Origin of the sequence: Sutcliffiella horikoshii, assembly GCF_008180725.1 — a bacterium.
In the GTDB taxonomy this organism is placed as follows: Bacteria; Bacillota; Bacilli; order Bacillales; family Bacillaceae_I; genus Sutcliffiella_A; species Sutcliffiella_A horikoshii_B.
Window position 1 is genome coordinate 478,208 of record NZ_VTEV01000001.1, and the last position, 19,970, is coordinate 498,177.

General features: G+C 39.5%; 19 protein-coding genes. 5 read left to right on the forward strand and 14 right to left on the reverse strand.

What is annotated here, in order from left to right; translation table 11 throughout:
• The first annotated feature begins 230 nt into the window (after positions 1-230).
• Positions 231-440: a DNA-dependent RNA polymerase subunit epsilon gene (locus FZC76_RS02420; RefSeq protein WP_148986676.1), complete on the forward strand. Its 210-nt coding sequence runs from the start codon at positions 231-233 to the stop codon at positions 438-440.
• Positions 441-446: 6 nt separating this feature from the next.
• Positions 447-2,114 carry a ribonuclease J1 gene (gene rnjA, locus FZC76_RS02425; protein ID WP_010192757.1) on the forward strand — a complete coding sequence of 556 codons (1,668 nt, stop codon included), beginning with the start codon at positions 447-449 and terminating at the stop codon, positions 2,112-2,114.
• Between the two features lie 323 nt (positions 2,115-2,437).
• Here rnjA and FZC76_RS02430 read toward each other — a convergent pair whose 3' ends face one another.
• Positions 2,438-3,103, reverse strand: coding sequence for a potassium channel family protein (locus FZC76_RS02430; protein WP_277351312.1), 666 nt, complete (start codon positions 3,101-3,103; stop codon positions 2,438-2,440).
• A gap of 176 nt (positions 3,104-3,279) precedes the next feature.
• Between FZC76_RS02430 and FZC76_RS02435 the strand changes: the two genes are divergently transcribed.
• The gene (locus FZC76_RS02435) at positions 3,280-3,744 is read left to right on the forward strand and encodes a helix-turn-helix transcriptional regulator (RefSeq protein ID WP_148986978.1); all 465 of its coding nucleotides are present in this window, start codon (positions 3,280-3,282) and stop codon (positions 3,742-3,744) included.
• A gap of 385 nt (positions 3,745-4,129) precedes the next feature.
• Here the strand turns inward: FZC76_RS02435 and FZC76_RS02440 are convergent, their stop codons facing one another.
• The 4 genes from FZC76_RS02440 to FZC76_RS02455 all read right to left on the reverse strand — a co-directional run bounded on the left by FZC76_RS02440 (position 4,130) and on the right by FZC76_RS02455 (position 9,118).
• Entirely contained in the window at positions 4,130-5,977 is a 1,848-nt protein-coding gene (locus tag FZC76_RS02440) for an ABC transporter ATP-binding protein (RefSeq protein ID WP_148986678.1), read from the reverse strand.
• Positions 5,978-5,993: 16 nt separating this feature from the next.
• The gene (locus FZC76_RS02445; protein WP_148986679.1) at positions 5,994-7,748 is read right to left on the reverse strand and encodes an ABC transporter ATP-binding protein; all 1,755 of its coding nucleotides are present in this window, start codon (positions 7,746-7,748) and stop codon (positions 5,994-5,996) included.
• A gap of 292 nt (positions 7,749-8,040) precedes the next feature.
• On the reverse strand, positions 8,041-8,490 hold the full coding sequence (locus FZC76_RS02450) for a redoxin domain-containing protein (protein ID WP_148986680.1): 450 nt from the start codon (positions 8,488-8,490) through the stop codon (positions 8,041-8,043).
• 85 nt (positions 8,491-8,575) lie between these two features.
• Positions 8,576-9,118, reverse strand: coding sequence for a peroxiredoxin (locus tag FZC76_RS02455; RefSeq protein ID WP_010192747.1), 543 nt, complete (start codon positions 9,116-9,118; stop codon positions 8,576-8,578).
• A gap of 369 nt (positions 9,119-9,487) precedes the next feature.
• On the opposite strand from FZC76_RS02455, the gene FZC76_RS02460 reads away from it, so the two are divergent.
• The gene (locus FZC76_RS02460) at positions 9,488-10,327 is read left to right on the forward strand and encodes a mechanosensitive ion channel family protein (RefSeq protein WP_148986681.1); all 840 of its coding nucleotides are present in this window, start codon (positions 9,488-9,490) and stop codon (positions 10,325-10,327) included.
• Positions 10,328-10,785: 458 nt separating this feature from the next.
• Here the strand turns inward: FZC76_RS02460 and FZC76_RS02465 are convergent, their stop codons facing one another.
• The 5 genes from FZC76_RS02465 to FZC76_RS02490 all read right to left on the reverse strand — a co-directional run bounded on the left by FZC76_RS02465 (position 10,786) and on the right by FZC76_RS02490 (position 15,421).
• On the reverse strand, positions 10,786-11,031 hold the full coding sequence (locus FZC76_RS02465; protein WP_148986682.1) for a YkuS family protein: 246 nt from the start codon (positions 11,029-11,031) through the stop codon (positions 10,786-10,788).
• Positions 11,032-11,101: 70 nt separating this feature from the next.
• Complete coding sequence (locus tag FZC76_RS02470; protein ID WP_262372353.1) at positions 11,102-12,232, reverse strand: N-acetyldiaminopimelate deacetylase; 1,131 nt, start codon at positions 12,230-12,232, stop codon at positions 11,102-11,104.
• A gap of 68 nt (positions 12,233-12,300) precedes the next feature.
• Entirely contained in the window at positions 12,301-13,011 is a 711-nt protein-coding gene (gene dapD, locus FZC76_RS02475; protein WP_148986684.1) for a 2,3,4,5-tetrahydropyridine-2,6-dicarboxylate N-acetyltransferase, read from the reverse strand.
• A 601-nt stretch (positions 13,012-13,612) separates the two neighbouring features.
• Positions 13,613-14,449: a DUF368 domain-containing protein gene (locus tag FZC76_RS02485; RefSeq protein WP_148986686.1), complete on the reverse strand. Its 837-nt coding sequence runs from the start codon at positions 14,447-14,449 to the stop codon at positions 13,613-13,615.
• 93 nt (positions 14,450-14,542) lie between these two features.
• Positions 14,543-15,421: a LysR family transcriptional regulator gene (locus FZC76_RS02490; protein ID WP_148986687.1), complete on the reverse strand. Its 879-nt coding sequence runs from the start codon at positions 15,419-15,421 to the stop codon at positions 14,543-14,545.
• 121 nt (positions 15,422-15,542) lie between these two features.
• Between FZC76_RS02490 and FZC76_RS02495 the strand changes: the two genes are divergently transcribed.
• Positions 15,543-16,280, forward strand: coding sequence for a sulfite exporter TauE/SafE family protein (locus FZC76_RS02495; RefSeq protein WP_148986688.1), 738 nt, complete (start codon positions 15,543-15,545; stop codon positions 16,278-16,280).
• Positions 16,281-16,333: 53 nt separating this feature from the next.
• On the opposite strand, the gene FZC76_RS02500 is transcribed toward FZC76_RS02495, so the two are convergent.
• The 4 genes from FZC76_RS02500 to FZC76_RS02515 form a co-directional block, all read right to left on the reverse strand.
• A complete protein-coding gene (locus tag FZC76_RS02500) occupies positions 16,334-17,842 on the reverse strand; it encodes an MDR family MFS transporter (protein WP_148986689.1) in 1,509 nt (502 codons plus the stop codon).
• A gap of 130 nt (positions 17,843-17,972) precedes the next feature.
• Entirely contained in the window at positions 17,973-18,434 is a 462-nt protein-coding gene (gene cbpB, locus FZC76_RS02505) for a cyclic-di-AMP-binding protein CbpB (RefSeq protein ID WP_148986690.1), read from the reverse strand.
• Positions 18,435-19,093: 659 nt separating this feature from the next.
• Complete coding sequence (gene abbA, locus FZC76_RS02510) at positions 19,094-19,264, reverse strand: antirepressor AbbA (RefSeq protein WP_148986691.1); 171 nt, start codon at positions 19,262-19,264, stop codon at positions 19,094-19,096.
• Between the two features lie 32 nt (positions 19,265-19,296).
• Positions 19,297-19,815 carry a ribonuclease H-like YkuK family protein gene (locus tag FZC76_RS02515; protein WP_148986692.1) on the reverse strand — a complete coding sequence of 173 codons (519 nt, stop codon included), beginning with the start codon at positions 19,813-19,815 and terminating at the stop codon, positions 19,297-19,299.
• Positions 19,816-19,970 lie beyond the last annotated feature (155 nt).

A 19,970-nucleotide genomic window follows, 5' to 3' on the forward strand; every position in this document is an offset into this window, starting at 1 on the left:
TTTTTAGCCAATGACCGGTTATGCTATAAGGATATTACTAGGAAGCATTATTAAAACTCGCGTTGTCTTTTTGTAAGGAAAAAAAGCATTGGAGCTTGACGCAAGATTGTGGGTCGACGGACACTTCCGCCTTTTTCCCTTACATAAAATAACTATATATCTTGGTTCTTTCCCTTACTGCCTAAGGAGAGGCGAAGGACCAGACAGATTTTTTTTAAGGAGAGATAGCAATGTTATTTAAAGTGTATTATCAAGAAGATGTAGCTGAAGCACCTGTTAGAGAAAAAACGGAATCTCTTTATGTGGAAGCATCTGCAGTATTCGAAGTCCGCAGAAAATTAAAGGACAAGCCATATAACATAGAATTTATCCAGCCTGTATCCGGGGATTTCTATGAGTATGAAAAGCAATCAGAAAACTTTAAAGTATTGGAGATATGATAGACAATGAAATTTGTTAAAAACAATCAAGCAGCGGTCTTCGCTTTAGGCGGGCTGGGTGAGATCGGGAAAAACACCTATGCTGTCCAATTTCAAGATGAAATCATCTTAATTGATGCCGGAATTAAATTTCCTGAAGACGAACTACTAGGAATCGATTATGTTATTCCAGATTATACGTATTTAGTAAAAAACCAAGAAAAAATTAAAGGCCTTTTCGTTACTCACGGCCACGAAGACCACATTGGGGGAATTCCTTACCTTCTTCGCGAAGTAGACATTCCAGTATATGGCGGCAAGCTTGCACTTGGCTTAATCAAAAACAAATTAGAAGAACATGGTCTTTTGCGTAAAGCAAAACTAATTGAAATCCAGGAAGATGACATCATCAAGTTCCGTAAAACTTCGGTGACATTCTTCCGCACCACTCACAGTATCCCAGATTCTTACGGTGTTGTTGTCAAAACACCTCAAGGGAATATTGTTCACACTGGTGACTTTAAGTTTGACTTTACTCCAGTTGGAGAACCTGCAAACTTAACAAAAATGGCCGAAATTGGAAAAGAAGGCGTCCTATGCCTCTTATCTGACAGCACAAACAGTGAAATTCCTGACTTCACCATGTCAGAACGCCGTGTAGGAGAAAGCATCCAAGACATCTTCCGCAAAGTAGATGGTCGTGTGATTTTCGCTACATTCGCATCCAACATTCACCGTCTGCAACAAGTAGTGGAAGCTGCTGTAGCTCACGGCAGAAAAGTCGCAGTCTTCGGACGCAGTATGGAAGCAGCAATCAATATCGGTCAGGAACTTGGTTATATCCAAGCACCTAAAGATACATTTATCGAAACGAACCAAATTAACCGCATGCCGGCAAACAAAGTCACTATCCTTTGTACCGGAAGCCAAGGTGAACCTATGGCCGCTCTTTCCAGAATTGCCAACGGAACCCACCGCCAGATTCAGATCATTCCTGGAGACACGGTTGTATTTTCTTCTTCCCCAATCCCAGGAAACACACTAAGTGTAAACCGTACCATCAACATGTTATTCCGCGCAGGAGCTGATGTCATCCACGGTTCATTAAGTGACATCCATACTTCCGGTCATGGTGGACAGCAAGAACAAAAGCTAATGCTTCGCTTGATCAAGCCAAAATATTTTATGCCAATTCATGGTGAATACCGCATGCAGATTACGCATAAACAGCTTGCGATTGATTGTGGAGTACCTGAAGAGAATTGCTTTATCATGGACAACGGTGAAGTTCTAGCACTTAGCGAGGATGAAGCTTCTGTAGCAGGTAAAATACCATCCGGTAATGTTTACATTGACGGAAATGGTATTGGTGATATCGGAAACATCGTTCTTCGTGACCGCCGCATCCTTTCTGAAGAAGGTCTAGTGGTTGTAGTAGTAAGTATTAACATGAAGGATTTCCGCATCGCTTCTGGTCCAGACATCATCTCACGCGGATTTGTGTACATGAGAGAGTCCGGTGACTTAATCAATGACGCGCAATCTTTAATTTCTAAGCATCTGAATAAGATTATGGAACGCCGTACAACACAATGGTCTGAAATTAAGAATGAAATTACGGACACGCTTGCTCCGTTCTTATACGAGAAAACAAAACGCCGTCCTATGATTCTTCCTATTATTATGGAAGTTTGATGTCACGGTGAAACAGTTTGAACTCCCCCAGACTTTTGTGGACTGGGGGAGTTTTTTTGTTGTATTTTATCATTCATCGACGGGATGGGGCTAATTTTACAGTCCACTTAAAACTGATTGTGCGTTTTTGCGGAACAGTTGAGGTGATTGTAACTTTTCAGTGGACCATTGTAACTTTTCACTTGGTTATTGTGACTTTTTCGAAAGGTATTGTGACTTTTTTCCGAGTTATTGTAACAATTCGGAAATCGAAATACATTCTGGAATATCAAACAATAAAAAATACCAGCAAGAGCTCCTCCCCTCACTGGTCCACACTAATCTTAATCTTCCACCACATTCTTTTCAAAACGCGTAATATCCGTATCTGCTCCAATTACAATCAGAATATCCCCTTGTTTAATAGGATCAGTGGCCTGAGGCGAGACAATGATATCCCTCCCCCGCTTGATTGCAACTATGTTAATTCCGTATTTAGCACGAATATCCAAATCAATCAGCGTGTTTCCATCCAAACGTCTACTAGCCACGATCTCTACGATACTATGCTCATCAGAAAGCTCCAGATAATCCAGAACGTTATTTGACACAATATTATGGGCAATACGTCTTCCCATATCACGCTCCGGATGAACAACCTGATCTGCTCCAATGCGGCTTAATACTTTTTCATGATAATCATTAGTTGCCTTGACCGTAATATGTTTAACTCCCAGTTCTTTCAAAATCAAAGTTGTTAAGATACTCGCTTGAATATTGTCCCCAATTGCAACAATTACATGGTCAAAGTTACGGATTCCGATACTCTTAAGGACCGCCTCATCCGTCGTATCGCCAACCACTGCATGTGATGCTATATTAGCAAACTGGTTTACTTTCTCTTCGTCATTATCAATCGCAAGGACCTCTACTCCCTCGTCACTCAAGGCCTGTACCATACTTCCCCCAAAACGACCTAATCCAATAACGGCAAACTCTTTTCTTTTCAACCTTGTTTCCCCCATTTACTCTGAAATATATAAATACTATTGTACCATAATCCTACCTTTTCTTATGTTGAATATGATTTTCTACAAGAAAAGTTTTCAGAAAATTATTGTACTCCCTCTTAATAAAGTGTAAAATTACACATATATTATAAAAAAGGAGCATTTGTCACCCTATGATGAATCAAGACGAAGCTATCTCTTTAATATCAAATAAACTTAAGCTCATCCGAACCGAATATAACTACACACAAGACAGGATGGCGGAAGTGTTGGGGATCTCCAAGAAGACCCTGGTACAAATTGAAAAAGGCCGAACCACAGCCGGCTGGACCGTTTGCGCAGCTACATGTGCCTTATTCCGTGAAAGCCAAGTATTATCCTCCGTTCTGGGTGCTGATCCATTAGAAGTTATCGAAACGATAGCACACGAGAAAATAGATGCAGCGAAGGATAAGACTATGGGCGGAAAAGTATGGTGGAAAGAAATAAAAATGCAAGGGGCATTTCGCCTTCAGCAAAATGTCATCAGTCAGCATTATAGAATTCTTGATGAAAAGGATTTCCGGTGGTACAGCTCTTTTGAAAAAGAGGATGCGTTAGAGAGATTAAACGAGTTATCAGCTCAACAGAAAGGAGAATGAGTGAATGGATGTTAATATTGTCGTTCTAATCGCTGTTGTTTGCCCTATTTTTTTGATTGCCTGTTATATTAGTGAAAAGCTTGAGTACCGTTGATCACATGGCGTATGCGAATGGGCACTAGTTGGAGTTTTTTTCCGATAAGGTAATCTCTATTACATATTTTTCCTCTGAAGAGGTTTGTTTTGTGGAAATATATGGATTCTTTATAAATTGAACTTGTTGTTTGTTAAATTGGATAGGTTTTTTGAGCAAATTCAACCACTTTTTTGTATAATTCCCCCCGTTTTTTGATAAATTCGCTTTGTGTTTATTCCGACATCCAGCATTAAGTAATTTCGTACACAAAAAAGACATCGGCCCTAAAACCGATGTCTTTTCTTCTTCTCAGCTCACATCCTGCATCGTAAACTGCGCTTTAACTAGGTGATAATAGATGCCACCGTGCTTCATCAGCTTATCATGATTACCCTGCTCCATGATATTCCCATGATCAAGAACAATGATGTTATCTGCTTCTCGAATAGTAGAGAGACGGTGAGCAATAATAATAGCGGTACGGCCTTTCAAAAGCTGTTTAAGGGCCGTCTGGATCTTCACTTCCGTTTCCGTATCAATACTAGCTGTCGCTTCATCTAAAATGATGATGCTTGGATCCGCTAACAAAGCACGTGCGAAGGAAATTAATTGTCTTTCCCCGACTGACAGGACATTTCCTCTCTCCTCTACTTCTGTTTCATATCCATTTTTCAGACGCTCGATAAATTCATTCGCGCCAACTGCCTCAGCAGCGGCCCTTACTTCTTCATCAGTGGCAGTAGGTCTGCCAAAGCGGATATTATCATTGATGGTTCCAGAGAAAATAAAGGTATCCTGCAATACTACACTGATTTGGGAGCGCAGGCTTTGAAGAGAGATGTCACGAATGTTATGTCCGTCAATCTTCACTTCTCCACCAGTTGCATCATAGAAACGTGAAATCAAGTTGGCGATCGTTGTTTTCCCAGATCCCGTATGACCAACCAATGCCACCGTTTGGCCTGCTTCCATTTTCAATGAAATGCGATTCAAAGCGGTACGTTTACTGTCATAGGAGAATTCCACATTCTTAAATTCTATCTCTCCGTTAATGGTATCCAACTGGACGGCGTTGTCTTTCTCATCCACAATTGGTTTTTCATCGAGGAATTCAAAAATACGTTCAGAAGAAGCCATCCCCACAAGCAGCATGTTATATAGCTGACCTAATCTTGAGATCGGTTCCCAGAACATCCCTAAGTAAAAAGCAAAGGAAATGAATACACCGACAGTTAACGTACTTGTGCCGCCTGTTAAACTTTGCTGAATCAAATAGGCTCCGTACCAAATAAGGATGGCGGTTCCAACTGCATTTGTCATTTCAACGAACGGACGGAAAATGGCATTCTGTCTCGTTGCATTTTTCCAAGACTCAAAGTTTTCCGTATTAATACGGTCAAAGAACCCCATGTTTTCTCTTTCTTGCGTGAAGGATTGTGTAACACGAACCCCTTGTATACTTTCATTTAGATGAGAGTTAAGCATCGCTTGCTTGATACGGACATCCTGCCACGCCCTCCTAATTTTCCTACGCAAGCTTGTGGAGATGAAGAACATGATCGGCAGAATAATTAATATTGCTGTAGCCAATTCAGGACTAAGTGTAAATAGAATCACTACGATACCAATTAGTAAAATAAAGTCCATAAGCAAATTGATAACGCCGTTTGTGAACAATTCTTGCAAGGAATTAATATCATTCATGATCCGAACAAGGATGGACCCAGCGGAACGTTGATCGAAAAAGCGATGGGAAAGTCCTTGAACATGTGTGAATAAATGTTTTCTTAAATCATAAATAACGTTTTGACCGAGCATATTCATCCATCGGATTCTCAATGCGTTCGCCACATAAGATATGAGATATAACACGGAAACAATCACTGCTAGTTGGACAAGCATATCCATGTCTTTTTGTTTTATGGCAACATCATATAAGTATTTACCAATGATGATTGGAATTGCTAACCTTACAGCTGTTGCAATTAACATTGTAATAACAGCCAATGGGAGCAACGTTTTCGAATAAGGTTTCATATAAGAAAACAGTCGCCACATCTGTTGCCAGTTAAAAGGCTTTTCAATTGCATTATCAGTAGAATAGTAGAATCTCTTTTTCACATTATCGCTCAGTTCGATTTTCTGTTTTTTGCGCATCCTGTTTCACCTGCCTTCAGTTAGTCTGAGCTTCCAAAACCGTTTTTTGGTCCTTGTACTGGATGTCATAAATTCTTCGATATGCCCCATTCTTTTGGACAAGCTCGTCATGTGTACCGCGCTCCACTACTTTTCCTTCTTCTAACACGAGAATCTCATCGGCATGTTTAAGTGAGGAAATACGGTGGGCGATGATGAAAGTTGTTCTGCCCGCCAAAGCGGCCTTTAATTCTCTTTGAATATTAAACTCTGTCTGCATATCCACTGCACTTGTTGCGTCATCCAACACTAAAATACTTGGATCTAGAATCAATGCACGAGCGATGGCGATACGTTGTTTCTGACCGCCAGAAAGTCCCATTCCACGCTCTCCAAGCATTGTGTCGTAGCCGTCAGGAAGTTCCATGATAAACTCATGCGCCTGTGCCATCTTAGCAGCTCGAACAATTTCTTCCGTGGAAGCATTAGGTCGGCCGTAAGCGATATTTGACTTAATAGTGGAAGAAAATAAAAAGGACTCCTGCAAAACAAATCCAATTTGATTTCTCAGTGAATACAACGAGTATTTATTTACTTCTTCTCCATCAATTAAAATACGGCCAGACTGTGGCTCATAAAATCTTGTGATTAGTTGAGTGATACTTGTTTTCCCTGAACCTGTCGCGCCGATCAATCCAATCTGCTTACCAGGAGGCGCATCAAAGGAAACATTCTCAAGCGCCGTTTTATCTTCATTTGGATAACGGAAGGTAACATCATCAAACGTAACATGCCCATTTAGGTTTGGTGCATCTTTTGCATCCGTTGAATCTTGAATATCTTCTTCTGCTTCTAAGATCTCCAATAATCGTTCACCGGAAGCCTTTGCTTGTGAGAACTGATTGATGACAAAGCCTAAGTTGGCAATTGGCCAGACAATATACCAGACCAAGCTGAAGAATGCCACAAGTTTTCCTTCTGATAATTGACCTGTAATTACTAAATAACCTCCGAACCCAAGAAGACCTACCACACAGGCATTCCCGATGAACTCCATCAGCGGGAAAAACTTAGCCCAGACATTAGAAGTGGTTATATACTTTTCTTTGTAGTCCACATTGGAATTATTGAACTTATTAATTTGATAATCTTCACGTGATAAAGATTTTACCGTGTTGATTCCACTGATATTCTCTTGCACATTCGTATTCAATTTCCCGAATGATTTACGAATCCCACGGAATGCCGGGTGAACTCTTTTATCAAAGCGGTACGTTACAAACGCAAGGAATGGCATAGCCAAAAGCGTAACAAACGTTAAGGCCACCGAGTAATAGAACATCAAACCTAGACTTATAGTCACGAGCAGGACAAACCTAATCAATTCGGCAAACCCGAATGATAGGAAAAACCTGAACCCCTCAACATCCGCTGTCAGCCTAGACATTAAGTCCCCAGTTTTGGCATTATCATAATAACGAAATGGTAAGAATTGCAGTTTTTCATACAGCTCATTTCTTAAGCGATACACGGAACGTATTCCAAATAGGTCCCCTAAAAATTGATTGAAATACGTAAATAACCCCTTTAAGGCCATGATTCCAATGAATCCGAGCGCAATATATGGTACGTATTCGAATTGTCGTTTTTCAATAACTTCATCAATGGTAACCTGTAAAATTACAGGATAAATGACAGTGATGACCGTTACTAAAAGCAAAAATATCAATGAAATATAGAAATTTTTGCGATAAGGCCAATAAAACTCTTTAAGCTTCTTAAAAGTCTCCACATGTATTCCCTCCCTTTGTTAACTCATGCTGGAAAATATAAGATAGTATCTAATATATCGAGTTTCGAAATATTTATCCAGTCTTTTTTGGAAAAATTTAAATTATTTATACTATTATTTTATTAGGTTACGTAAGACATGGTAAGAGTCATGAAGACGGATGTTTTCTACATCTTTAGTCGGAGATAAGTGAACAACTTTAGAGTATATGAAAGAGAAGATGCGAATAGCACCTGCACATAAAAAGAAAAGGATCGCCAGTCAAGGCAACCCTTTGTTATAATTCATTATCCTATTTTTCCATCTCACCTAAAACGCGGTTTACACGTTTTTCTAGCATCTTCATTCCGCTGCCTCCAGCTTGGAAATGACGAAGATTGCCTTCTGCATCAAATACGTAATAAGCAGGAACATATTGATTTTCATATGCATCCGTCAATTTATGTTCACTGTCCACAAAAATCGGCTGGGTAATATCATGCTCACTTGCCGTTTTTTTAATGGAATCTAAGTTCAAGTCGTCCTCAGAGCGGGGCATGTGAACAGCGATTACATTCAACTTGTCCTTATAGTTATCGCGAAACTCATTTACTTGCGGCATTGCTTCTTTACATAAATGGCAGCTAACAGACCAGAAATGGATTAGCGTTGGCTTCTCTCCAATTAGCTCTTCTTTTGTTACCTGACCGTTCAACCATTCGGTAGCACCTGTTAACTCAGGCATTGGGGATCGTAATTTCATGCTGAAAACCTCCTATTAGATTTCTATGTAGTGCAAAGAAAAGGCCTAACGTAAACCGTTAGACCTTATTCTAGGTTGCATCAAATTATAATGTAGCTTGTCCAGGCTTCCAGTTAGCTGGGCAAAGACCACCAGTTTGTAATGCTTGAAGAACACGTAATGTTTCTTCTACATCACGGCCGATGTTGTTATGGAATACTGTTTGGTATTGAAGTTCGCCTTCTGGGCTGATGATGTATAAGCCACGTAGCGCGATACCTTCGTCTTCAATAAGTACGCCGTAGTCACGAGATACAACGTGGTTTGTGTCAGCAGCTAAAGGATATCTTAATTCGCCAAGACCATTGTCTTTGCGATCAGTATTGATCCATGCTAAGTGAGTGTGGATAGTATCAGTGGATACTCCAATGATTTCTGCATCTAAGTCTTCGAACTCTTCGTAACGATCAGACATTGCAGTGATTTCAGTCGGGCAAACGAACGTGAAATCCATTGGGTAGAAGAAAAGTACTGTCCACTTATCGTTTTTCATGTTCTCTTCTAAGCTTACTTTTCCAAATTCTTTGTTTGGTAATACAGCGTCCATTTCAAAACGTGGAGCTTGTTTACCTACCATGCGTTCTGCCATTTGTAAATCCCTCCAAGTTGTAATTTCAAATGAGAATATTAATAAAAGATTCTCATTTAGTTATTTAATCAACATCAACTATTATAAATCACTCTTTATTTTTAGTCAATATTAAATGATAATTAATTTAAATAAGGAATTAGATGTAAATATTACATGATCCAATTTCACCTTGTTGGTATTCCCTTTATGAACCGTGATGATAAATGGGAATTTTTTCTCACATCTAATACTATCATTCTTTCCTTTGAGAACAAAATAATAAGCTTATACTATTCGTTTTCTGTAAATCATTTGGTTTTCACAAACGAATACTTTATAATGCCATATTAGGGCATATATAATTAATAAGAAGGGAGTATTATTTAAATGGTATTTGACTTATCTGACATTGATTTCTACGCTATATTAACTGCTCTAGGAATTCTTGTTCTGAAACTTATTGTTATCCTTATCGTATATGCAATTGTAAAATCAATTGGGACAAAAATTATTACACGTGCATTTGCTAGAGCTTCAGAAAAACAGGGAATATCACCCGGGCGGGCAAAAACACTGGAAAAGTTGACAGTTAACATTTTTACATATGCATTAATCTTTTTCCTTGTCATAATGGTTCTTGAAAATGTATTTGCCGTGGAAACAACCGCTATTTTAGCAGGGGCCGGGGTTGTAGGTCTTGCTATTGGTTTTGGGGCGCAAGGAATTGTCAGTGACGTTGTAACAGGCTTTTTCCTTTTACTAGAAAAACAAGTGGATGTAGATGATTATGTTACAACTGCTGGCTTTTCAGGCATTGTAGAGGAAGTTGGTCTACGGACAACAAAAATTAGGGACTTTGATGGTTCTTTGCATTATGTACCAAACCGTGAGATCTCTAATTTAACTAACCATTCTCGCGGAAACATGAGAGCACTGGTTGATATCGGCATCTCCTATGATGATAATATTGACCAAGCAATCGAAGTGATGCAGCGTGTATGTGAACAGGTTGCTTCTGAAGATGAAACAATTATTGAAGGCCCTAATGTAGTGGGTGTTCAAGGTCTTGGAGCTTCAGATGTTGTCATCCGAATCATCGCAAAAACGGAAAACATGCAACAATGGGCAGTCGAGCGTAAACTACGCAAAACACTTAAAGAAGCACTTGATGCAAATGGCATTGAAATCCCGTTTCCACATCAAGTTTATATTGAGAAGAAGGAATAGTTTTTTGGGAAAGTCTAGAGTGGTTACTCTGGACTTTCTTTTTGTTCTGATGATGAATTGTTATGGAGAGTGCGTGATAGGTATTTGTCTTGTTAGTTGGTTTACTTATTGTCTGGCTGGAAATGCCAAATGTCCAAAGTTTTTGCAAAGTTGACCGAAGTTCCGGCATAATTGACCGAAGATTTTGCGAATTCGACCAAAGTTTTGCGAAAAATGACCGAACCTTGTCCGAACCCCAGGTAAAAGTTGACCGAACCCTTTCATAATTCCTTTATTAAACGTCCGAAGATAGTTGAGAAATGTCCGAACCAAATTTTTTCAACAAAAATAGAGGCATTTCCTATCAAAAGTACACTTTTCTTCACCTTTTAGCATCGAAAACTCCAACGCCTCCACCGTGCACGCTTAACTAAACCATCCCCACCCCACAACAAAAAAAGAGCCATCGCGGCTCTTTTTTAGTGGTTGATTCTGCTTTCCACCTGTTGGCAAATCTGATCAGCTGTCAGTCCGCTTGCTTCAATTACAGAACCAGCAGTGACACTATTGGAGATACCCATTACATTATTGTCGATTCCCGTTACAACGCAGCAGTCACAACCTTTTGCGTCGTTTTCATTCATTAATTGAACAACATCGTATCCTTTTTGTTGCAACGCTTGTTGAACATCCGTTAAGGATTGTTCTACACCGATTTTTGGCATATGTAATCCACCTCCTCTTTGTTAATTTGGCTTGCAAACGCCAAAATATACAAGGAGGAAAATAAAAATGTCAGTTTGCTTTAAAATTAAAATAAGAAATGATGGTGCTAATAGCTACACCAATCGCATCTTCATTAGGATTCAATTTTGAATGATGAAGGCCATATGGGGATTCTGCTCCTAACCAGAACATAAACCCAGGGATGTTCTCAATCATGTATCCATAATCTTCTCCGGTCATCGCCTCCTTACATTCTATTACGCGAACATTGGTGTTTTCTGATACATACTGCATAAACTCTTCTGTAAGAGATGGATCATTGTCTACCTGATGGTACATGCTTCCGTAATCAATGGTTGTTTGGCAGTTATACCCCACTTCCACACCATGAACCAGAGCTTCAATTCGCTCTTTAACTTTTTTCATACTTTCAACGGACAGGGTACGTATCGTCCCTTCTAGTCTGGCGCGCTCCGCAATGATGTTTTGAACGGTGCCGCCAGTTATTTTTCCAACTGTAATGACGGCACTGTCGAGGGGATCAACATTCCGAGCGATGACTGTCTGTAATTGTGTAACAAGTGAACACGCGGCAACCACCATATCGTTTGTTTGGTGAGGATATGCTGCATGTCCTCCGCGGCCTTTTAAGTCGATAAAAAGCTCGGATGTATTAGCAAAAAGAAGTCCCTGTTTCGTAGCAATGGTACCGACTGGATATTCGGGTGCGATATGGAGAGCTACAATCATATCTGGTTTCCAAGCCTTGAAGATTTCCGATTGTATCATTGGCAACGCACCGCCTGGCCCCTCTTCTGCTGGTTGAAACATAAACAGGAGGTTATCAGATGCAGGATTCTGAGAGAAATGAGTCAGGATTCCCAGGGCAATACTCATATGCATATCATGTCCGCATGCGTGCATCATTCCCTCATGTAGAGAAGGAAAGGATAAATCTGTTTCTTCTCCGATTGGCAAGCCATCTATGTCCGCTCTGTAACCAATTGTTTTAGACGGATTTGTTCCTTGTACTCTTACAAAAATCCCAGTTTTCCATGTTTTAACTTCTATATGATCCTGTGGGAGGTTTTGTATATAATGAAGCAAATATCCTTGTGTTTTTGTTTCTTGGAATCCCTTTTCTGGAATTTGATGTAGATCTCTTCTTATTTGTATAAAGGGATTGATTAGATTCGACACGACCATTCCTCTCTTTCTAAGAAAAAGACGTGGAGTTAAGCACCCACGCCTTTTTCATTCCTTCTTTATTATAATTGACGAAGTTCTTGTTTAATTTCCGTTTTGGATTTCGTTTTTTCATCAATATCTTTAATTTTCTTTGCAGGTGTTCCAGCAACCACTGTGTATGGTGCCACGTCATCAATTACAATGGCTCCTGCAGCAACTACTGCACCTTTTCCAACGGTTACACCTTCTAGCACTACTGCATTTGCTCCAATAACAACGTCATCTTCAATGACAACAGGCTTAGCAGAAGGCGGCTCAATTACACCCGCAAGAACGGATCCTGCACCGATGTGACAATTCTTTCCGACTGTTGCGCGTCCACCAAGTACTACGTTCATATCAATCATCGTTCCTTCTCCAACTACGGAACCAATATTAATGGAAGCACCCATCATGATAACAGCATTGTCTCCGATTTCCACTTGGTCACGGATGATTGCGCCTGGCTCGATACGAGCTTTGACACCCTTCATATCAAGAAGAGGAATGGCAGAGTTACGTCGATCGTTTTCTACCACATAGTCTTCAATTTTTGCTTCGTTTTCTTTAAGAGCCACTTCAATTTCAGCCCACTCGCCGAATACGACTCCGCTTGTGCCATTTAAGAAAGTTTTTGAAGAAGCACCAAAGTTGATACCTTCTACATCACCTTTCACATAAACCTTTACAGGTGTGGATTTTGTACTGTTTTGAATAAAAGAAATAATCTCGTTTGCGTCCATCATTTTCATTATGTAATTCCTCCTAAAACAATAAGTCTTTATCCCTTTACTCTATCAAACAAAGAAAAGTGTGACAAGTAAAAAAATTATACATTTTTGATAACTAAAGAATATCCGGACAAAACAGCCCTGCTCTATAAAAGTGAAAACTTTAGTCATTAGTTTAACGCCGCTGTTTCTTTCCGCAAATGGCTTCGCTTTCCTAGGGGCACTGTTGGAGCCTCCTCGGCTTCGCCTGTGGGGTCTCCACCTGGCGCTATCTCCCTCAGGACAAGGAAGGCATCGGCAGCGATTCATCGCACGAAGAAAATGCGTAGCATTTTCGAGGAGTCTCCGCGATTTGCTCCAATCCACAGTTAGGATTCAAAAGTATTAAAGGTTACTACTTTTTCAGCTATTCTGGTTAGTTTCTTTTCCTTTAACCTTGGATGAATGAGATTACCTTGTTGATTGGAGTGGAAGGCACGGAGACGCCCGCGGGAGGAAGGGACAAGTGAGACCCCGCAGGCGCAAGCCGAGGAGGCTCACGGACCGCCCGCAGGCAAGCGAAGCGCCCGGAACGGAAATCAACAGTACTATATATACTCTAATCCTTATGAAAAAAAGAGACCTATTCAGTCTCTCTTTTGGCAACCATTTTTTCGTTTGTACGTGCGATGAATTGAACTACAATTAATCCAATGATAAAGGTAATTATGCTGATTACATTTGTAAGCATGCTTTGTGAAAAGCCCGGGAATACAATTAAAGTCGACCCCATCACAAGGCCAATGACCGAGGCAAATGTTATTTTCGGGTAATGCTCCAACACGTATTTGATTAGTTTACTGGAAATGATAAAACCAACAGCAACTCCTGCACCGATAGTGAGAATAATTGGGATGTTGATATCTTTCAGTGCCGCAATAGCTGTAGTATAGAAGCCAAGAATCAATAATACCATAGAGCCGCTGATACCAGGCAGCAGCATCGTCATACTAGCAATCCAACCAGCAAAGAATAGACTGATTGCTGAACCAACAGTAAGTGTTTCAATCACAGGTCTTGTAGATTCTTGTAAAAATGCCATAGAACCAACTAATACAAATGAGAGAATCAGAGCCAGATAGTGACGTTTTGTAAATGTTTGAAACATATTAGATTCTTTGGCTAGTAATGGCAGAACTCCAATGATTAATCCTAAAAATAAGAACATAGTCGGTTGCGGATAGGTATGTAACAAGTAATCGAGTAGATGACTGAAAATAAGAAGTGCACCTACAATACCGATACCAAGAGGAATAAGAAACTTAAGGTGTTTTAACCAATCTCTGCTGAAAATTCCGCTTATCGACTCAATTAGACGGTCGTAAATCCCCAGAATAAAAGCAATCGTTCCACCACTTACACCAGGTATTACATCACTGATGCCCATTAACATTCCGCGAAAAATATTTTTCCATTCCATAAAAGTGCTCCACCTTATAATTAAGTCTAGTATCTCAAAGTTTTATATTACTATTTCTTTTAAATATAATCCAATATTATCTCAACAAGTTCTTTAATTTCCTCCATGATGATATTCTTCTAATACTTCTAGAAATGCTTCCACCTGCTTTAACTTAAAGGAGGACTCATATCCAATTAACCATGTATCTCGGTGAAGGTTGGATACTTCATCCTCTTCTAGCGGTATCTTTTTGATGTTATCATAATCATCCTGTAATGTGATGGAAGGCAAGATGGCATAGCCAATTCCATTCAACGCCATCTGTTTACAGGTCTCAATTTGATCTACCACAATTGTCCGCTTTGGTGGAGCCTGAAATTTTTTATGCCACCAAACTTGAATTTCTTGATAATAGGTGGAATCACTCTTAAATTGGATAAAAGGTCGTTCCGTAAATTCCAGTTCAGAAAGCTCTTTTATTTCTGTATCCACAAGGTAAAGCTTGTCTCTAAGGAGATGTTTCTTTACCCCTTTCCATTCCGGGTTTCCACGGATAATCCCCAGATGAACTTCATCTTCATATAAACTTTTTACAATATCACTGCTCCACCCTGTTACAAGAGAGACTTTGGCATTAGGATACTTTTGAATAAACCTTTTTAATACTTTCGGAAGCCAATATTGTCCTATGATGGTAGCCACAGCAATCTTTAAAGTACCGTAGATTTCTTTATCCAGTGAAGTAATTTCTTCTCTTACCTTTGCTTCTTTTGCCAATACCTCTTCTGCAAATTCCACAATTTTCTCACCAGCAGGTGTAATCAGTAATCCTTTTTGCGTTCTGATAAATATTTTGGTATTCCAATTTTTTTCGATGGATTGTAAGCGCTGCGACAAAGCCGGCTGGGAAACAAACAATCGCTCAGAAGCTTTTCTCATATTCTTTTCTTTTGCCATTACAGATAAAATTTGAAATTCTGATGTATTCATACACTACCCTCTATATAAGTTTTTCTTATAGTATATCTTAATTTTAATGTTATTTCATTATGACTTTTAAGCGCATAAAATGAAGTAGAAAGACAAAGGATCGTTGAAAGAAGGTGACACTATGGAAACACCATACTACTATCTTACGTTAATCGGCTTTATCGCCACATTCATTGGAACCCTCGGAGGAGGAGGAGGCCTGATTAATTTACCTTCGATGTTGCTATTGGGAGTGCCTATTCACACTGCGATTGCATCCAATAAATTTTCTAACTCTTTCAGTTCGTTTACTAGCTTTTATACGATTTGGAAAAAGAAACAAGTAAACTTGAAACTAGGATTATCCATTGTGCCATTTACCATCACTGGAGGGATTACTGGTGCTTTATTAGCATCCTTTCTTACAGAGGAGATTTTGCTTAAAGTAGCTTTGGGTTTGTTGGTCATTGCCACCATTCTTAATATCGTAAAATCCAAGATAAAGCGAAATGACAACAATGACACGCCGTCCTCGCTGTTTTATCCAACTTATATAGGAATTGGTGCCTTCGACGGACTATTCGGTCCAGGTCAAGCCACGCTGCTTATGCATTCTTTCTTAACCGCAGGACATTCTTTTCTAACTAGTATCGGACTCACCAGGCTACAAACTTTCGCAAGCTGTTTCGTGTCATTTATTGTTTACTTCTCCATGGGCTATTTTGATTGGAAGGTTGGAGTGGCCTTGGGGATAGGCTCTTTTCTAGGTGCACAAACTGCAATAAAATTGGCCAACAGGCTGGCTTTTCTTCCGTGGCAGAAGATACTTAGCGCTTTTTCTATTTTTCTCATCGTCTACTTATTCTTGAAAATAATATAGTAGCAACGAAAAAGCGCCAGCTCTCAAAATCTCATTTAAGAGCTGGCGCTTTTTTAACTTTTCTTAGGCAAAAGCAATATTAAGATGAAGCTGATGACAGCAAACCCTGCAACAACAAGATAAACAGTCTGAAGTGCGGAAGTTAATCCATCCTGAAGCAACACTCTCATGGATTCTGAAAGCTGATTGCGCTGATTCTCATTTAGAAGTAGTGTCGTGGAATCTAAAGAAAACTCACCCAAAGCTCCATTTTCTTTCAAGTGCTCCTGTATTCTGGAATTCAATATTCCACCTAAAAGTGCAGCTCCGATTGTACTTCCGAGTGTTCTCATAAACATATTGGATGCAGTTGCTACTCCTCGTTTTTGCCAAGGAACTGTGCTTTGTATAGAGACAATGAAGGCAGTTGTTGAAAAGCCCATCCCCACTCCGATCATGAAGGAACCAAAAGCGGCCCAGACTGGTCCATCATCAGGGCTTAGTGTCATGAAAATGATGCTTCCCAGTATCAAGGCAACTCCTCCTATAATGGAAGTGGTTCGAAATCCAATTTTCAATAAGAGTCTTCCTGCTATCATTGCTGCTATTGGCCATCCAATGGACATGGTAGTCAAGGTAAAACCTGCAACAATCGGCGGCCTCTCCATAACACCTTGAACAAAGGCTGGTAAAAAACTAGAAATACCTATTAACATGACACCAGTGGTCAATGATGTAGTATTGGCAATCAGAATGGACCGTTCCTGCCAAATATCAAACGGCATCATCGGATCTTTAGCTCTCTTTTCTTGAAGAATAAAGAATATAAAGGCTATTGCTGATACGGCTATAAGACTAAATACAGGTGCCGACATCCACTCCCATCTTACACCGCCTTCCACCATGACAAGCATGAATGAACTCACAGATACAAATAACAATCCCGCACCTGCATAATCAATTGAGTGTTTCTTCTTTTCCACTCCTTCATGTAGAAAGAGATAAAGACCAACAATCGCTAAAATTCCTAAAGGTATGTTTACCCAAAATACAAATCTCCAGCTAACATACTGAACAAGCAATCCACCAATAGCAGGTCCTAAGATTGCAGATATTCCCCATACACTCGATAAATACCCTTGAATTTTTGCCCTTTCCTCTTTTGTGTACATATCCCCCACAATAGTAGATGCAATGGGCATAACTGCTCCTGCTCCGAAACCTTGAATAAATCGGAAAATGATTAACATTTCAATGGAAGTAGCCATTCCACACAATAAAGACCCAATTAAAAATACGATGATTCCGAAAGTAAGTATTGGCTTTCTTCCAAACAAATCCGATAGTTTGCCGTATATCAAGACGGTTACGGCATTCATTAATAAATAAGAAGAGAATACCCAACTGTATAAAGAGAATCCCCCAAGATCTGCAGCGATGGCAGGCATGGCTGTGGACACAATGGTCGCTTCAATGGCAGCCATAAACATTGCAAGCATAATGGCTGCTAGCACTAATGGCTTTTTCGTTTTGTTTGGTGAGGCTTGTTTCACTTCTTGCCTCTCGAGCGTTGCAGTTCCCATTTCTTTCCCTTCTCTCTCTCATGTTTGGCACTAGAAAATTATTTAAATGGATATATATTTCGTGACTCTATGTAAATTGTACCCTTTAACCAATTTAATGCAACCTTCGACTGTAATTAAAAAAAAGACCCTAAGCTTCCGGGTCTTTTTCCGTTTCATTCGTTTGAAAATGTGTATTCAATCTGTCTAGGATTGTACGGCGTGTGAGGATACCTTCAAACACATCGTCTTCATCTTGCACACAGACAAAAGGATGGTCAACTAAAAGCTCCAAACCTTTTTCCACAGTATCTGTAACATTTAAACAAGGAAGCTCTTTATTCATAACATCTTCCACAATCATATGTTCAAGTTTATCAAATTCAATTCGTTCTAAACCAAGGATAGAATCCATAATGTGGGTAGTGCTGACAAGACCATGCAACCTATATTTAGGATCAAGAACAGGTACAGCTGTATAACCTGTTTTCGTCAAAACCAATAATGCGTGTTCTAAATTGTTTTTTACTTGTACATGTGCCACCCGTTCGGCTGGGATAATTAAATCTTTGATAGTTGCTCCTAATACTTTACTACTTTGGAGGCTGATCATAAATGTTCTTCCTCTCTTTATTTACTCTCTAATACTATATGCCACGTTGTGTAATTGACCAATATCATTGTAGCACAAATATGACTTGGACTCGAATTTTAACCTAAATAAAAAAATCTTCATTCTTCGACAAAGTTAAATTAAACATATTCAATAATAGACATAGGCACATGATGAGGTTCGCTTACCTTATTGGCTGGGAGGTACATAAGCTATAAAGACTTCTCTTTACCTATTTTCTATCCATTAAGGTCCTCATAACGGTTATGAATACTTCTCTCTACCTAATTCTTCCCCACTAAGGTCCTCATAACGATTATGAAGACTTCTCTCTACCTAATTCTTCCCCACTAAGGTCCTCATAACGATTATGAAGACTTCTCTCTACCTAATTCTTCCCCACTAAGGTCTTCATAACGATTATGAAGACTTCTCTCTACCTAATTCTTCCCCACTAAGGTCTTCATAACGGCGATGAAGACTTCTCTCTACTTAATTCATCCCCACTAAGGTCTTCATAACGGCGATGAAGACTTCTCGTCACCTCATTCCTTCCCACCAAAGTCCTCATAACGGCGAGATGAAAGACATTCCTCTGGATACTAAAAACTAAACAATAAAAAAACTGCCCTATATAGGCAGCTACAGGAAGAAAATCACTAGGAGATTTTGTCATACAATTCTATCAGTTTTTGGTATGTTATTTTTTCAAGTTCTTTTTCTCCCACCTCTATATCATTTATTTCACTGATAACCAATTCCTTGGCTACATCAGTTGATATCAATAAGGTTACCAGCAGATCTTTTTCTTCTTGCGTTAAAGTCACCATTGCAACATTTTCACTCCTTTCCATGATTGGTTTTACTTTGTATAGCGGTTTGCATAACAGAAGGCAGTGTATGCATCCGGCTTTATTTTGGCATCCAAGCCCATGGCAGTAATCCTGCCTGTCATTTCCTGTATGAAATCTTTTGTAGCACCTTTTTGTCCAATATCGAGATGAATTTCAAAGTGGAAATCTGCTCCATGTTCCAAGTGCGGCAGCAACAGATTTTGTATCTTTTCTAATTTTTCCATCGTAAATAACATCGCAATTTCTTGACTTAATGCAGTCTCAAGTGATATTTTTTCATGCAGGCTTCTAATGGCTCTATTAACGATGTATGGCCTTACACAACCCCATGCTCCCTTACCAACGCGATGGAGATGCACCGCTGTCATGAATTTTGTCTCTTGTTGATAAACATGTGAATCTGTACCAATCGATAGTAAGTATGGGGCCCTCACGTCTTTCTGGATAAACAAAAGGATCTTTTCATAAGCTTGTTCAAAAGTAAGGTAGCCGTGGGTAATATTAATAAACTTGCTGGGGTTATCCATTTATCCACTTCCTTTTCCGTACTTTCCCTTATACTTATATGTTCCTTTCTCCCAAAAAAGTAGTCTTTTCTTACGTTTAGCGGTTTGGATGACAAATATATCTACATTATTGTCGCGATTATCAGAAGTTTATACGTATATTCTAATGATTTTTA